We start from the raw sequence: 15,162 nt of genomic DNA on the forward strand, positions 1-15,162 counted from the left end.
GTCACAGCAGCATGCCGGAAACGTGGTGGCGGGGGGCCGCGATCTACCAGGTCTACCTGCGCAGTTTCGCCGACGGCAATGGTGACGGGACGGGAGACCTGGCGGGTCTGCGGGCCCGCCTGCCGTACCTCGCCGACCTCGGGGTGGACGCCGTCTGGCTCAACCCGTGGTACCCGTCGCCGATGGCCGACGGCGGGTACGACGTGGCCGACTACCGGGGCATCGAACCGGTCTTCGGCACGCTGGCCGAGGCCGAGAGGTTCATCGGCGAAGCCCACGGGCTGGGCATCAGGGTCATCATCGACGTGGTGCCCAACCACGGCTCCGACCGGAGCGCGTGGTTCCAGGAGGCGCTGGCCGCCGGGCCCGGCTCACCCGAACGGGAACGCTTCTGGTTCGCCGACGAGCCCGGCGACTGGCGGTCCATCTTCGGCGGGCCGGCCTGGACCCAGGTGCCGGACGGGCAGTGGTACCTCCACCTGTTCGCCCCCGAGCAGCCGGACTTCAACTGGACCAACCCCGAGGTGCGCGAGGAGTTCCGCGACGTGCTGCGCTTCTGGTTCGACCGGGGCGTGGACGGCATCCGCATCGACTCGGCCGCGGTGCTGGTGAAGGACTTCGACGGCGGCGACCCCGACGGCTACACCGACCTCGACGAGGTGCACGAGATCTACCGCGACTGGCGCCGCCTGGCCGACGGGTACGGCGACCGCATGCTGGTCGGCGAGGTGTGGTTCCCCGACCAGGAGCGCTTCGCCCGCTACCTGCGGCCCGACGAACTGCACACCGCCTTCAACTTCGACTTCCTGGCCTGCCCCTGGGAGCCCGCCGCGCTGCGCCGCTCGATCGAGCAGACCATCGCCACGCACGCCCCGCTCGGCGCGCCGCCCACCTGGGTGCTGTCCAACCACGACGTGGCGCGCGTGGTGACCCGGTACGGCAGGGCCGACACGTCCTGGGACCACGGCGACCGCCGGGACGGCGCGCCGTCGGACCTGGGGCTCGGCGGACGCCGGGCCAGGGCCGCCGCGCTGCTGGCCATGGCGCTGCCGGGCGGCGTCTACGTCTACCAGGGCGAGGAGCTCGGCCTGCCCGAGGTCGACGACATCCCCGACGCCCTGCGTCAGGACCCCATGTGGACCCGTTCCGGCCACACCGTGCCGGGCCGGGACGGCTGCCGGGTGCCGCTGCCGTGGTCGGGGGAGAAGCCGCCGTTCGGCTTCGGCACGGGCGAGCCGTGGCTGCCCCAGCCGGAGGAGTGGCGCGCGCTCACCGTGGAGGCCCAGTCGGCCGACCCCGGCTCGATGCTCACCCTCTACCGCGCCGCGCTGCGCATCCGCCGCGACCGGCTCGGCGACGGCACGCTCACCTGGATCGACCTGGGGTCCGGCGTGCTGGCCTTCACCCGCGAGTCGGGGCTCACCTGCGTGACCAACCTCGGCCCCGACCCCGTACGGCTTCCGCCGCACGGGTCGGTCCTGCTGGCCAGCGGCCCGCTCGACGGCGCTGTCCTCCCCGCGGACACCACCGCCTGGCTCGTCTGAAACCGCTCCTCCGGACCGCTCGCGGGGATGCCCTCCGGAAGCCGGGTCCGGAGGCCGACGGCCGGTGGCCGGAGCCGGGGGTCGGGGCCGGGGAGGGGTCGGGGCCGGGGAGGGGAGCCGGCGGCCCGGGGAGGGCCGGCCGGTTCCGTTCAGGACGACCGGCCCACCCGGACGCCGCCGAACACCCCGTAGGCGCGGACGGTGACCACCGGGCCGTCGGGCGCCCCGGCGCCCTGCTCGACGCGGTGGCCGCCGAACAGGTGGAACCCCCCGACCTCGACGCGGACGCCCGCGGGGACGGTGAGCTTCACCCCGCCGGCGAAGGAGACCTTGGTCAGGGTGAACCGGCCGCCGGAGAAGGCGGCGCCGGTGAGGTCGAGGTCGGCTCCGCCGACGGCGGTGACGACGACCAGGTGCTCGGGCAGCCGCTGGGGGCCGCGCTGCTTGACGCCGCCGAGGAGGGAGATCTTCCAGGACTTCGGGGTGGTGTTCGTCATGGTCACCACGCTACGAAGTCAGCGATCTCCTGATAAGTGCTGCGGATCGTGATCTCACCCAGGACGGTCGTCACAGACCGGCCCCGGCCGTCCGGCCCGGGTCGCGTGAACGGTCTCCCGCGCGCCCGGGTCGCGTGAACGGTCTCCCGCGCGGCCGGGTCGCGTGGACCGGCCTCCCGCGCGCCCCGGCCGCGCGCCCCGGCCGCGCGGCCCGGTCTCCCGGGCGCGGGGTTCCGCGACCGGCTCGCGCCGTCCGGCCGGACGTCAGAGCCAGCCCTTGGAGACGGCGATGTCGATGGCCTCGGTCCTGGTCCGGGCCCCGAGCTTCTGGATCGCCGCCGACAGGTGGTTGCGGACGGTCCCCGGCGACAGGTGCAGGTCGCGGCCGATGTCGGCGATGGTGCCGTGGGCGCGGGCGGCGGCCAGGACGTCCTTCTCCCGCGGGGTGAGCGGGCTGGCGCCCTCGCTCAGCGCCGCCACGGCCAGCGCCGGGTCGACCACCTGGCCGCCCGCGGCGACCTTCCTGATGCCCGCGGCCAGCTCGGCGACGGGCGCGTCCTTGAGGAGGAAGCCGCGGGCCCCGGCGGCCATCGCCGCGTGCAGGTAACCCGGCCGGCCGAAGGTCGTCACGATCACGACCCTCGTCTCCGGCACGGCCGAGCGGAGCCTGCGGGCGGCCTCCAGCCCGTCCATGCCGGGCATCTCTATGTCGAGCAGCGCCACGTCGGGCCGGAGGCGTTCGCACGCGGCGACGACCTCGTCCCCGCGGGAGACGTCGCCGACCACCTCCAGGTCGGCCTCCAGACCCAGCAGGGCGGCCATCGCGCCGCGGAACATGGTCTGGTCCTCGGCGAGGAACACCCGGATCAACCCGTCACCTCCACTCGCGGCCGGAGCCGGACCGGCCCCACGCCTCCGTCCGCGGCCGGAACCGTCGACCGGCCACCTCCGCCCGCAGCCGGAACCGGGATCAACCGGTCACCTCCACTCGCAGCCGGAAGCCGCCCCCGTCGCGCCTGCCCGCGGTCAGGGAACCGCCCAGGGCGCGGGCCCGCTCGCTCAGCCCGGCCAGGCCGTTGCCCGGCCGGCCGTCGCCGTCGCGGTCCCGTACGGCGCCGTCGTCGGCGACCTCGACCGCGATCCCGGCGGTGACCCCGGCGGCGTCCCCGGCGTCCCCGGTCACCGTGATCCAGCAGTTGGCGGCGCCGCTGTGCCGCAGCACGTTGGTGATGCCCTCCCGGACCGTCCAGGCCAGCAGGCCCTCGACGGCCACCGGCAGGTCCCAGGAGTCCGGGCTGGACACCTCGCAGCGGATGCCGGCCGCCCGGGCGGCCTGGACCGCCGACGACAGCTCGGCCGCCAGCGTCGGCTGCCGGTAGCCGGTGACCGCCTGCCGTACCTCCGACAGGGCGCGGCGCACGATGGCGTCGATGTCCTTCAGCTCGCCGTCGGCGCGACCGGTGTCGATCGGCAGCAGGCGGCGGGCCAGCTCGGTCTTCACGGCCACCACCGACAGGCTGTGCCCGACCAGGTCGTGCAGGTCGCGGGCGATGCGGTTGCGCTCCTCGACGACCGCCAGCCGGGCCAGCTCCTGCTTGGTCTCCCGCAGCTCGGTCATCAGCTCCGAGGCGTGCCGGGCCTGGACGGTGAAGAAGCCGACGAGCGCGACGAACCCGCCCAGCACCAGGGCCAGCCCGGCGTCCCCGCCGCCGGCGAAGGCCAGCAGGCCCGCCGACAGCCCGAGCCCCACGACGTACGGCTGGGCCCGCCGCGAGGGCCCCCACCCGGCGGCGGTGCTGGCCCACGCGGCGGTCGCCGCCCACCAGGGACCGGCCACGAAGGCGAGCAGGAGCGGGATCGCGGCCAGCGCCGCGAACCGCGGCCACCACACCCTCGGCTCGGCGGCGGAGCGGACCGTCAGCCCCAGCAGGGACAGCGGCGCCCCGAGGGCGATCGCGGTGGCCGTCAGCCACGCCGGGGTGCCGGCGGCCACCTGGGCGGCCGAGGCCCAGACCGTGACGGCGACCATCAGCAGGAGCCGGGAGCGGTCCCGGGCCGACCACAGGCGGGTGATCCGGCCCTCGTCCTCGGCGTCCGGGAGCCCGTCCACACCCGAAGACCCGGCGGGCCGGGCCCGCCGGGTCCAGCCGGCCGTTCCTCCGGGCGCGGCTTCGGAGGCCGCCCCGGACGTCACCGCGGGCGCCGTCCCGGGCGCCGCCTCGGACGCCGCCCCGGGTGTCGTCTCCGGCGCGGTCACCCGTCCGAGCTCCAGCGCCGCCGCGCCAGCACCGCCGCGCCGGCCAGCGCGGTCCAGGCGGCCAGGACACCGGCCTGACCCAGGCCGGTGTCCCGGCCGTTCGCCGCGGCGCCGCCGTACAGCAGCAGGCTGTGGGACGGGGTGAGCTCGCGGACCCGCTGCCAGGCGCCGGGCAGGTCGCCCTGGCCGATCACGCCGCCGAGCGCGGCCAGGGCGAAGAAGACCACCACGATCCCGAGCTGGGCGGTCTTGCCGCGCAGGGTCAGCCCCAGGAACAGCCCCAGCAGGCAGAACGGCAGCGACCCGGCCAGCAGGACCCCGGCCAGCGCGGCCCACCGCGTGGGCGGCAGGTCGGTGCGGCCGACCAGGACGGCCGCCAGGCAGACGGCGAGGATGCCGGGCAGGGTCATCACGACGCCGAGCACGACGCGCCCGGCGAGCCACCGGGCGCCGCTCAGCGGGGTGACCCGCAGCTGCCGCAGCCAGCCCTGGGCGCGGTCGTCGGCGACCCCGCCGCCCGCGGCCATCAGCGCGCCGCCGGTCGCGGCGTAGACCGCCATCGCCACCAGGGCGGCGTCCGAGCCGCGCCCCCACATCAGGTAGAAACCCACCGGGACGGCCACCAGGAACACCAGGTACTTGACATTGCGCAGGGCGCGAACGAGTTCGAACCGCACGAGGGGCAACATTACGCGGCCTTTCCGGAAGACAGAAGGATCAGGGCTTCATCGAGACCGGCACCGGTCACCTCGAGGTCGCGCACCCCGCCGATCGCGGAGTAGAGGGCGCCCACGGTCCGGTCGGCGTCGTCGGTCCGCAGCTCCACCTGCCCGGCGCGGACGGTCACCTCCGTCACGCCCGGCAGGGCCAGCAGACGCTGCGGGTCGGGTTCGGCCAGCACGCAGCGGACGATCCGCCCGCCCACCCGGGCCTTGACCGTCGCCGGGGCGGCGTCGGCGACCACCCGGCCGTGGCCGAGCACCACGACCCGGTCGGCGAACTGGTCGGCCTCCTCCAGGTAGTGGGTGGCGAACACGACCGTCGTGCCCTCGGCCTCCCGGCAGGCGCGGACCGCGTCCCAGAACTCGCGGCGGGCCTCGACGTCCATCGCCACGGTCGGCTCGTCGAGGAACAGCAGCTCCGGCCGTCCCGCGACCGCGATCGCGAAACGGACCCGCTGGGCCTGCCCGCCCGACAGCGCGGTCGCCTGCCGCCCGGCCAGCTCGGTCAGCCCGGCCAGTTCGAGGACCTCGCCGACCTTCCGGCGCCCGCCGTACAGCCCGCAGGCCAGCCGGACGATGTCGCGGACCGAGGCGCCGTCGGGCAGCCCGCCGCTCTGCAGCATCGCGCCGACCCGGCCCCGGGCGACCGCCTTGGCCGGGGAGCCGCCCAGGACGCCGACCCGCCCGCCGTCCGGGCGGACCAGCCCGAGCATCAGCGCCACCGCCGTGGACTTGCCCGCCCCGTTGTGGCCCAGCAGGGAGACCGTCTCCCCGCGCGCCACCGTGAAACCCGCCGCGTCAAGCGCCCGGACCTGGCCGTAGCGCTTGCTCACCTCGTGGAACTCGACCGCCGCTCTCTCCATGACGCCAACCCTAGGAATCGGCGTTTTCCCAGGTAAGTGGCGGTCATCGTGACTTCACCCCTGACGGTCGTCACAGGCGCCGGGCGCCGGGCGCCCGGGGGCCGCCCAGGCGGTGAAGAGCGCGAGGCTCTCGGGGAGCTGGGAGTGCGGCCGGTCCGGAAGCCGGCCGGGTGCGAACCAGCCCAGCTCGTCGAACTTGTGGGGCTCCCCGATGGCGACCTCGGCCGGGTCCACCCGGACCGCGAAGACCACCGCCACCCAGTGCGAGGAGACCGGGTCCCCGCGCAGGACGTTCCGGACGCCGATCGTCTCGATCTCCAGGGCCGCCGCCGAGTACTCCTCGCGGACCTCGCGGGCGACGGCCGCCTCGAACGTCTCGCCGTACTCCAGCGCCCCGGCGCCGCAGTCCCAGGCGCCGGGCTCGTCCCGCGCCCCGGCGCCACGCCGGGCCAGCAGCACCCGGCCGGCGCCGTCGTGGCAGACGAACACGCACGATACGGAGGGCTTCGATGTCATGTCTCCCCGTTTCCCGGTCTTCAGGCGGAGGCCCGGCCGATGCGGCGCGGTGGCGGCGGGCGGCAGCAGGCGTCAGAAGTGGTCGAGCAGCTCCGGGAACCTCCGCAGCCGCAGCACCCGGTCGTCGTCCGGGGCGAGGTCGGCCCGCTCCAGCACCCAGGTGTTGTCGTTGGGGATGAAGACGGCGTTCATGCCCGCCTGCCGGGCCGGCAGGATGTCCGACTTCGGGGAGTTGCCGATCATCCAGGTCGTCGCGGGCGTCAGGTCGTGCTGCCGCACCAGCCTGCGGTAGACCTCCACGTCCTTCTCCGGGACGATGTGGACCTCGCGGAAGTGGTGCGCGAGCGCGGAGACCTCCAGCTTGCGCCGCTGCTCCTCCAGGTCGCCCTTGGTGAGCAGGAGCAGGTCGTGGCGGTCGCCGAGGGAGGCCAGGGTCTCCGAGACGCCCGGGATCAGCTCGACGCGGTGCTCGACGAGCGCCACCGCCAGCTCCTCGATCCGGCGGCGCTCCTCGGCGGTCGCCGGCCGCCGGTGCAGCCGTTCCAGGCACTCGCCGAGGCTGCGCAGGAAGACCTTGCTGCCGTAGCCGTGGGCGACCGCGTTCGCCGCCTCGATGTCGTCGAGGATGGCGCGGATCTCGGCCCGGTCGAGGGTCGGGTGCGCGAGCCAGCCCAGGAAGTCGTCGATGACCCGCTCGAACAGGACGTTGTTCTCCCAGAGCGTGTCGTCGGCGTCGAAGATGAGCACCTGCCCGGTGAGCCTCATGACCTTCTCCCCTCCCGAGGTCGCTGCCCGCCGGAGGCTATCAGCCGGTGGGTGCGGGACTCATGTCCATTTCCGCGGTCCGTTTCCGCCCGTCCCGGCGCACACCGCCGTCGCCGTCGGTGGAACGTTCCCACCCGCCCCGCGGTGCGCCTCCGCCGCTCCGCCGCACCTCCGCCGCACCTCCGCGACGGCCGCCCTACGGCCCTGGAGTGCAGGTTCGGGCTGGAAAAGTGAGCATTGATCATGATTTGAAAAATCTGTGGAAATGTTGCGGAACTGTTTCGGGTGAGGCTGATGTGGTCTAGGCTCCATCGGTTATGTGGGGGGAAACATCCGGTTTGGTGCTTCATCGCCGGGCTCGGGTGCCCGCCCGCCCTCTCACAGGCTTGTGGTCCGGGACCGAATGGAGTGACGTGACGACCCAGCATGTGCCGTACGGCGGTCTGGACGATGGCGAGGGCCTGCCCGGCTCCCGCGGGGAGCACATCCTTCAGAAACTCTTCGACACCAGGGAGCGGGCGGAGCGGTTCTACGGCCGTCAGGTGGTCGACCACCTGACGCCCCAGATGCGCGAGTTCGTGGCCCGACAGCAGATGGCGTTCGTGGGCACCGCGGACGCCGCCGGAAACTGTGACACGACGTTCCGCTCGGGCCCGCCCGGGTTCGTGCGCGTGCTGGACGACAACCGGATGGTCTACCCGGAGTTCCGGGGCAACGGCGTGCTCGCCAGCATGGGGAACATCCTGGAGAACCCGCACATCAGCCTGCTGTTCGTCGACTTCTTCGAGGACCTGGTGGGCCTGCACGTCAACGGCACGGCGAGCATCATGACCGCCTACGACGCCTCCCGCCGCTACGGGCTCAACGACGAGGACCAGACCGCGCCGGGCAGGAAGGCCGAGCGCTGGATCATGATCGAGGTCGAGGAGGCCTACATCCACTGCTCCAAGCACATCCCGCTGCTGGTCAGGCAGGACCGCCGGGAGCGCGTCACGGAAGGACGCAGGCCCGCGGGTGACGACTACTTCGGCGTCGGGCGGATGAGGGGTGTGGGACTGAGCCGGCACGAGGCGGGGAAACCGGTTGGGTGACGCCATGACACTCGACATCCGGCTCATCAGGGAAAGCTGGGCGCTCGTCGAACCGGTGGCCGACCAGGTGACCCTGGACTTCTACAGCAGGCTCTTCGCCGAGAACCCCCGCATCCGCGAGCTGTTCCCGCCCGCGATGGACCTTCAGCGCGACCGCCTCTTCGGTGCGCTGACGCAGGTGGTGCTCAACCTGGAGGACACCGAGGGGGTGCGGGAGTATCTCGGCCAGCTCGCCCGCGACCACCGCAAATACGGGGTCCGGCCCGAGCACTACCCGGCGCTCGGGCACTGCCTGATCGCGGCGATGCGGGCGGGCTCCCGCGGCGCCTGGCAGTCCGCCTACGACCAGGCCTGGTCGGCCGCCTACGACTTCATCGCCGAGGTGATGATCCAGGCGGCCGACCAGGACGCGGCCACCGCCCCGCCCGCCTGGATCGGCACGGTGGTCGGGCACGAGATGCGCACCCCCGACGTCGCCGTCCTCACCGTCGAGCCCAACCACCCGTACCCGTTCCGGGCGGGCCAGTACACCACCGTGCAGACCGCGCTGTGGCCCCGGGTGTGGCGCGCGTACTCGATCGCGAACGCCCCCCGCCACGACAACAGGATCGTCCTGCACGTGCGGGCCATCCCCGGCGGGTGGGTCAGCACGGCGCTGGTCAAGCACACCCGCCCGGGGGACACCATCCTGCTGGGCCCGCCCAGGGGCACCCTGTCGCTGGAACAGGCCACCACCTCCCACCTGGTCTTCATCGCCGGGGGCACGGGCCTCGCGCCGCTCAAGGCGCTCATCGAGGAGTCGGTGTGGATGCCCGAGCGCCCCGCCATCGACCTCTTCTACGGCGTGCGCCGCGCCGCCGACGCCTACGACACCGAGGCCCTGAACAACCTGCGCATGCAGCACCGGCGCCTGCGGATCGTGCAGGCGGTCTCCGACGAGCCCGGACCGGGGTACGGCCAGACCGCCATCGACGCCCTGGAGTACCACCGGATCATCCCGTCCGGAGACGTCTTCGTGTGCGGGTCGCAGGAGATGGTGCGGGCGACCTCGGACCGGCTGGTCCGTCTCGGCGTCCCGGCCGGGCGCATCCACACCGAGTACACCCCGGACACGCCGGTCCCCGTGGGCTGACGGCACCGGACGCCGCCCGCGGGCGGGCGGCGTCCGGTGCCGTCAGCCCGGCCGGTCCAGGGCGGTCAGCGTGGTGTCCTCGGGGTAGGGCGAGCGCCGTACGGCCTCCTCGCGGCTCATCCGGCCCGCGGCCACCTCCCGGCAGAGCCCGGCGACCGCCTCGATCTCGGCGTGCTGGGCGGTGACGAACGCCCGGTCCACCGGATCGCCGTGCCCCGGCACCACGACGGCGTCCCCGGCGAGGCCGAGCAGCCCGCCGAGGGTGTCCGGCCACTCCAGGGGGAAGGCGTCGGCGTAGGCCGGCGGCGCGCCGTTCTCCACCAGGTCACCGGCGAACACCACGCCGGCGTCCGGCACCGCGATCACCAGATCGCACCGCGAGTGCCCGCGTCCCAGGTGCGACAGGACGGCGCGACGGCCGCCGGCCGTCACCTCGGCCCGGTCGGTCACCAGGCGGTCCGGCAGCACGATCTCCGTCTTCTCGATGTCGGCGGCCACGTCGGGCCGGCCCTGCTCGCGGTAGCGCCGCGCCCACGCCTCCTTCGTCTCGGCGCCGTCGGCGACCAGGTCGGCGTGGCAGTCCTCGTGGGCCCAGACGGGGCACGAGAGGAACGGCCGGGTGCCGAAGGAGTGGTCGAAGTGGGCGTGGGTGAGCACCACGGTCCACGGGTCGCGGGTGATCCGGCGCACCTCCGCGGCCAGCTCGGCGCCCTGCCGCTCGTCGCCCCGGGTGTCGACCACCAGGCAGCCGCCGTCGCCCAGGACAAGCCCCACCGACAGGTCCAGCTCGGCGTACCGGCGCACCAGCACCCGGTCCGCCACTTCGATCCAGCGTCCTTCCATGGAGGGATTATCCTCCGGACCGGACCCGGCGGCGCACTTCCGGACCGGACCCGGCGGCGCACTTCCGGACCGGACTCGGCTGCGCGCTCCGGAACCCGCGGCGTCGTCGGGTGAGGACGCGGTGTCAGGCGAGGACGCGGCCGACCATCCTGGCGTACATCCGGCCCGGGCTGGGCACCGACGCCTCGTGGAGGAAGCCCGGAAGCATCGGCAGGTTCACCGCGAAGGGCTGCAGGCGCTCGTACAGGGCCTCGGCGCACGCGGGACGCCGCTCGGGGTCCTTGGCCAGGAGCTCGGCCAGCAGGGCGTTCAGCGCGGCGGGCACGCCGGGCACGTCCGGCGGCAGCTCGTTGACCTGCCGCTCGAACACGGCGTACTCGGTGACGCCGGTGAACAGCTGCCGCCCGGTCAGCATCTCGTGGATCACGCAGCCCAGGGCGTACAGGTCGCTGCGCGGCCCGGACAGGCCGCGCTGGATCTGCTCGGGGGCCATGTAGGCCGGGGTGCCGAGGATCTGGCCGATCCGGGTGAACTGCGACGAGCCCGACTCGCGGACCATGGCGAGGCCGAAGTCGAGGACCTTGACGCTGCCGTCCGGGCAGAGCATCAGGTTGGTGGGCTTCAGGTCGCGGTGGTAGATCGACAGGGCGTGGGCGGCCGCCAGCACCGCGCAGGACTGGGCGGCGATCGCGGCGGCCCACGGCACCGGGAGCGGGCCGTGCTCGCTGACCAGGTCGGCGACGGTCACCCCCTCGATGAACTGCATCACCTGGAACAGCCGCTGGTCGAAGGTGCCGAAGTCGTACAGGACCGGGGCGCCGGGGTGCTCCAGCTTCGCCAGGATGCGCGCCTCCCGCAGGAAACGCCGGGTCAGCTCCTCGTCCGGGCCGGTGAGGAAGCGCAGGATCTTGACGGCGACCCGGCGGTCGAGATGCTTGTCGTGGCCGCCGTAGACGGCGCCCATGCCGCCCTGCCCCAGGGGAAGGTCGTCGAGTACGTACCGGTCACCGATGACCATCCGACCCTCCCGAGGACTCCCAGGGACATCACACCCCTTGGTCGCACGGCCGGAGATGACCGTCAACCAGTCCGTCAAAGCCTAGCCGGATCAGCGTTTCCCCCAGCGCGGTCGTCTCACGCACCCGGTCCTCCAGCGCGAACAGCTCCCGGAACGCCGCGCCGTAGCGCCGCTGGTCGGCGAGGGGGAGCACCGGCACCCGGGCCCGCCGTACGTCCAGCCGGCTGAAGCCGGGATGTGACCTGTTCGTGTCGGCCGAGCGGATGAAGCCCGCCACGAAGTCGGGGTCGAGCCGCTCGGGGTCCACCCGGTAGAGCGTGAGCTGCGGCCCCAGCGCCGCGCCGCCCCGCGTCATCACCCGGACCGCGCCCAGGACGCTCGTCACGATGTCCCCGGGCCTGATCATGACCAGGTCCGGGTCGAGGGTGGTCCCGCCGGTGGGGGCGGAGCCCACGGCCGTGTCGCCGGCCGTCAGGACCGGTAGAGGGCCCTCGTCGGCCGGCATCCTGGCCGGGGCCTGCAGGATCGTGACCAGCCCCGCCTTGGCCAGCTCCCCGACGGTGGTGGCCGGCAGGTCCTGCCGTTCGGCGAGCACCTCCAGCGCCGGGGGCGCGTCCGGCAGCGTGGCCGACGCGCCGCGGAAGCGGTCCAGCGCGTCGGTGAAGTCCCGCAGGAAGTCCGGCCCGCCCTGCTGGGGGCGGCGCCGGGTCGGGCTGACGTCCACCTCCTCGTCGAGCAGGTCGATGATCCGCACGCTGCGGCCGTCGCCCGGCGGCTCCGCCTCCGGGTCCCGCAGGTGGGCCCGCCAGGCGGGCTCCACGACCGACAGGTCCTCGGAGGCGTCGAGGAGCAGGAGCCTCGACGGGGGCCGCCCGCCGTCCGGGCGGCGCAGCAGCCACAGGTCCGGCCCGGCCGCGCCCAGCGTCACCACGGCCCGCAGCGCGCCGGCGCGCAGCAGGTTGGCCCGGATCCGCCGGCCGGGGCGGCGGGACGCCGCGGCCGGCGGCATCAGGATCGCCACGGGCCCGCCCGGCCTCACATGGGCCAGGCAGTGCTGCACCCAGGCCAGCTCGCCCTCCCCGCGGGGCGGCAGGCCGTACTCCCAGCGGGGGTCGCCGGTCAGCTCGCCGTATCCCCAGGCGCGCTCGTTGAACGGAGGGTCGCAGACCACCGCGTCGGCCTGCCTGCCGGCCAGGCCGTCCTCCCGCAGGGAGTCGCCGGCCACGATCCGGGCGTCGGCGCCGCGCAGCAGCAGCCGGACGGCGGAGACCAGGGCGTTCGTCGCGTCGGCCTCCTGGCCGAGCGCGGAGCCGGCACGCAGCAGGAGGGTCCCGACGCCGCAGGCCGGGTCCAGGACCGTGCCCCGTCCCGCCAGCCGCCACATCAGGTCGGCCACGTCGTCCCGGGTGACCGCGAGCCGGCGGGAGTGGGCCTCGGCGTAGCGCTCGCACAGGAACTCGAACGTGGCGAGCGGGCCGCGTTCGGCGGCCAGCTCCGCGACCAGACCGAGAAGGCCGGGGTCGTCGGGTGGGGCGATCGGGGCGCCGGGGAGATCGGCCGTGGCGGCGGCCACGGCGTCCGCCGTCCGCGTGCCGCGTCCCGGCCAGGCGCCCGGCTCGCGCCGCAGGAACAGCAGGAAGGCGCCGACCCGGCCCACCAGCTCACCCAGGCGCAGGTCGTCGGCCGAGGTCCGCAGCCGCTGCCACACCAGGTCGCCGAGGGAGACCTCGAACGGCTTGCCGTTGCGGCGCAGCCACGCGGCGACCTCCGGCAACGAGAAAAGTGGGCTGGAGGTGGTTCCGGCGACCGGACGGGGGAAGTCGTCGTGGCGGCGGCGCCAGTTGCTGACCGCGGCACGGCCGACGGAGGCGAGCCGGGCGATGTCGCCCGCGTTCACCGTGATGTCCTGGCTCTCCTCCATGCCGAACAACATAGTTCACGTCGCTGAAGCGGTCTACAACATGTTTGCTTGTGAAGTGCTTCAACCAATGCTTTACTGCCTTCATGGCACTCAACCAAGCGTTGGCGCTGCGCTACGCCGCTCGATCCGATGTCGGCGTCCGCCGCGAGGCGAACGAGGATTCCGGATACGCGAGCGCTCGCCTACTCGCCATCGCCGACGGCATGGGCGGTCACGCGGGCGGCGAGGTGGCCAGCTCCCTGGCGGTCAGGGCCATGGCGGCGCTGGACGAGAGACTCCCGGCCGGCGGCGTCGACCTCGTGGCGGCGCTCAAGAGCACGGCCACCGAGGTCAACCACACGCTGCACGACATGAGCGAGCAGGATCCCACACTGCGCGGGATGGGCACCACCCTCACCGCCATGCTCTGGGACGGCCCCAACTTCGCCCTCGCCCACGTCGGCGACTCCCGCGCCTACATGCTGCGCGACAGCGCCCTCTACCAGATCACCCACGACCACACCCTGGTCCAGTCGCTGGTGGACGAGGGCCGCATCACCGAGGAGCAGGCCGCCGAGCACCCGCGCCGGTCCATGGTGCTGCGGGTCCTGGAGGGCACCGGAGACGGCGAGCTGGACCTGTCGCTGCGCGAAGCCCAGCCCGGTGACCGCTACCTGCTGTGCTCCGACGGCCTGACCGGCGTGGTCGGCCCGGAGACCCTGTTCAACACGCTGACCGAGATCGACGACCCGGCCGAGGTCGTACGGTGGCTCATCGACCTGGCCAACCGGGGCGGCGGCCCCGACAACATCACCTGCATCGTGGCCGACTACGGCCAGCACCCGCCGTCGGCCGACCGGTTCGTGGTGGGCGCCGCCGCCGAGGGACGGCTCACCCACTGACCGCCGCGGGCTCCGCTGCGGGCCCCGCCGCGGCGGCGGGGCCGCGCCGCGGTCGCTTCACGACCACGCGGCGCCCGGGACCGGCCCGCCGGGCCCGCGCGTCACCACGTCTCGCCGGTGATGCGCTCGTACGCCTCTACGTAACGGGCCCGGGTGGCCTCGACGACCTCGGCGGGCACCTCGGGGGCGGGCTCCTTCTTGTCCCAGCCGGTGCCGGTCGCCCAGTCGCGGACGTACTGCTTGTCGAAGGAGGGCTGCGACCGGCCCGGCTCCCACTGCTCGGCGGGCCAGAAACGCGAGGAGTCCGGCGTCAGCAACTCGTCGCCGAGGGTGAGCGTGCCGTCGGCCGCCCGGCCCAGCTCGATCTTGGTGTCGGCGATGACAACGCCCCGCCCGGCGGCCAGCTCGGCCCCCCGGCGGTAGACCTCCAGCGTGATCCGCCGGAGCTCCTCGGCGGTCTCCGCGCCCACCCGCTCGACCACGCCCCCGAAGGAGATCGGCTCGTCGTGCTGCCCGAGCGGCGCCTTGGTGCTCGGGGTGAAGATCGGCTCGGGCAGCCTGGAGCCGTCCACCAGCCCCGGCGGCAGCGACACGCCGGAGACCGAACCGTGCTCGCGGTACTCCGCCAGTCCGCCGCCGGTGAGGTAGCCCCGGGCGACGCACTCGACCGGCAGCATGTCCAGCCTCCGGCACCGGATGGCCCGGCCGGCGAACTCGGCGGGGACGTCGGTGGCGGAGACGACGTGGTTCGGCACGACGTCGGCGAGCCGCTCGAACCACCACAGCGAGAGCTGTGTGAGGATCTTCCCCTTGTCGGGGATGGGCGTCGGGAGGATCACGTCGTAGACCGACACCCGGTCGGACGCCACGAGAATGATGTCCCCGCGGTCCTCGTAGACGTCCCGGACCTTCCCTGAGTGGAGAAGCTTCACCGTTTTCCCTGCTCTCACGTGCCGTCGTGCCGCCGTATACCGGGCGGCAACAGACTAATGGGCACGCGCCGGCGCGGTGGACGCGGCCGGGCGGCACGGGGACGCGGCGGGGCGGACGCCGGGCGGCGCGGGGACGCGGCGGGGAGGGTCAGGCGGGGCGCGTGATCATGTAGGCCAGGC

Annotated in this window: 15 protein-coding genes; 4 read left to right on the forward strand and 11 right to left on the reverse strand. The window is 74.0% G+C overall.

Annotated features, from left to right (window positions below; translation table 11 throughout):
• The first annotated feature begins 11 nt into the window (after positions 1 to 11).
• Complete coding sequence (locus IEZ10_RS08220; protein WP_189245883.1) at positions 12 to 1,544, forward strand: glycoside hydrolase family 13 protein; 1,533 nt, start codon at positions 12 to 14, stop codon at positions 1,542 to 1,544.
• Positions 1,545 to 1,693: 149 nt separating this feature from the next.
• Here the strand turns inward: IEZ10_RS08220 and IEZ10_RS08225 are convergent, their stop codons facing one another.
• The 7 genes from IEZ10_RS08225 to IEZ10_RS08255 form a co-directional block, all read right to left on the reverse strand.
• On the reverse strand, positions 1,694 to 2,041 hold the full coding sequence (locus IEZ10_RS08225; RefSeq protein WP_189245884.1) for a hypothetical protein: 348 nt from the start codon (positions 2,039 to 2,041) through the stop codon (positions 1,694 to 1,696).
• Between the two features lie 264 nt (positions 2,042 to 2,305).
• The gene (locus tag IEZ10_RS08230; RefSeq protein ID WP_179819289.1) at positions 2,306 to 2,911 is read right to left on the reverse strand and encodes a response regulator transcription factor; all 606 of its coding nucleotides are present in this window, start codon (positions 2,909 to 2,911) and stop codon (positions 2,306 to 2,308) included.
• Positions 2,912 to 3,011: 100 nt separating this feature from the next.
• Positions 3,012 to 4,151 carry a sensor histidine kinase gene (locus IEZ10_RS08235; protein WP_189245885.1) on the reverse strand — a complete coding sequence of 380 codons (1,140 nt, stop codon included), beginning with the start codon at positions 4,149 to 4,151 and terminating at the stop codon, positions 3,012 to 3,014.
• A 143-nt stretch (positions 4,152 to 4,294) separates the two neighbouring features.
• Positions 4,295 to 4,975: an ABC transporter permease gene (locus IEZ10_RS08240; RefSeq protein WP_189245886.1), complete on the reverse strand. Its 681-nt coding sequence runs from the start codon at positions 4,973 to 4,975 to the stop codon at positions 4,295 to 4,297.
• Between the two features lie 11 nt (positions 4,976 to 4,986).
• The gene (locus IEZ10_RS08245; protein ID WP_189245887.1) at positions 4,987 to 5,883 is read right to left on the reverse strand and encodes an ABC transporter ATP-binding protein; all 897 of its coding nucleotides are present in this window, start codon (positions 5,881 to 5,883) and stop codon (positions 4,987 to 4,989) included.
• A 54-nt stretch (positions 5,884 to 5,937) separates the two neighbouring features.
• Positions 5,938 to 6,399: an NUDIX hydrolase gene (locus tag IEZ10_RS08250; RefSeq protein WP_189245888.1), complete on the reverse strand. Its 462-nt coding sequence runs from the start codon at positions 6,397 to 6,399 to the stop codon at positions 5,938 to 5,940.
• 72 nt (positions 6,400 to 6,471) lie between these two features.
• Complete coding sequence (locus IEZ10_RS08255) at positions 6,472 to 7,164, reverse strand: HAD family hydrolase (RefSeq protein ID WP_189245889.1); 693 nt, start codon at positions 7,162 to 7,164, stop codon at positions 6,472 to 6,474.
• A gap of 413 nt (positions 7,165 to 7,577) precedes the next feature.
• Between IEZ10_RS08255 and IEZ10_RS08260 the strand changes: the two genes are divergently transcribed.
• Both IEZ10_RS08260 and IEZ10_RS08265 read left to right on the forward strand, forming a co-directional pair.
• Positions 7,578 to 8,255 (forward strand): pyridoxamine 5'-phosphate oxidase family protein, encoded by a 678-nt coding sequence (locus tag IEZ10_RS08260; RefSeq protein WP_229811065.1) that lies wholly within the window; start codon positions 7,578 to 7,580, stop codon positions 8,253 to 8,255.
• Positions 8,256 to 8,259: 4 nt separating this feature from the next.
• Positions 8,260 to 9,387 (forward strand): globin domain-containing protein, encoded by a 1,128-nt coding sequence (locus IEZ10_RS08265; RefSeq protein WP_189245891.1) that lies wholly within the window; start codon positions 8,260 to 8,262, stop codon positions 9,385 to 9,387.
• 42 nt (positions 9,388 to 9,429) lie between these two features.
• Here IEZ10_RS08265 and IEZ10_RS08270 read toward each other — a convergent pair whose 3' ends face one another.
• From IEZ10_RS08270 to IEZ10_RS08280, 3 genes are all read right to left on the reverse strand, one after another.
• Positions 9,430 to 10,230, reverse strand: a complete 801-nt coding sequence (locus IEZ10_RS08270) for an MBL fold metallo-hydrolase (RefSeq protein ID WP_189245892.1) — start codon at positions 10,228 to 10,230, stop codon at positions 9,430 to 9,432.
• 124 nt (positions 10,231 to 10,354) lie between these two features.
• Positions 10,355 to 11,248: a serine/threonine-protein kinase gene (locus IEZ10_RS08275; protein WP_189245893.1), complete on the reverse strand. Its 894-nt coding sequence runs from the start codon at positions 11,246 to 11,248 to the stop codon at positions 10,355 to 10,357.
• Between the two features lie 28 nt (positions 11,249 to 11,276).
• Complete coding sequence (locus tag IEZ10_RS08280) at positions 11,277 to 13,169, reverse strand: N-6 DNA methylase (RefSeq protein WP_189245894.1); 1,893 nt, start codon at positions 13,167 to 13,169, stop codon at positions 11,277 to 11,279.
• 83 nt (positions 13,170 to 13,252) lie between these two features.
• Here IEZ10_RS08280 and IEZ10_RS08285 point away from each other — a divergent pair, with 83 nt between their 5' ends.
• The gene (locus IEZ10_RS08285; RefSeq protein ID WP_189245895.1) at positions 13,253 to 14,050 is read left to right on the forward strand and encodes a PP2C family protein-serine/threonine phosphatase; all 798 of its coding nucleotides are present in this window, start codon (positions 13,253 to 13,255) and stop codon (positions 14,048 to 14,050) included.
• A gap of 101 nt (positions 14,051 to 14,151) precedes the next feature.
• Here the strand turns inward: IEZ10_RS08285 and IEZ10_RS08290 are convergent, their stop codons facing one another.
• Positions 14,152 to 14,982 (reverse strand): phosphoribosylaminoimidazolesuccinocarboxamide synthase, encoded by an 831-nt coding sequence (locus IEZ10_RS08290; RefSeq protein ID WP_189245896.1) that lies wholly within the window; start codon positions 14,980 to 14,982, stop codon positions 14,152 to 14,154.
• Positions 14,983 to 15,162: the final 180 nt, after the last annotated feature.

Source organism: Streptosporangium pseudovulgare (genome assembly GCF_014648055.1).
Lineage (GTDB): Bacteria > Actinomycetota > Actinomycetes > Streptosporangiales > Streptosporangiaceae > Streptosporangium > Streptosporangium pseudovulgare.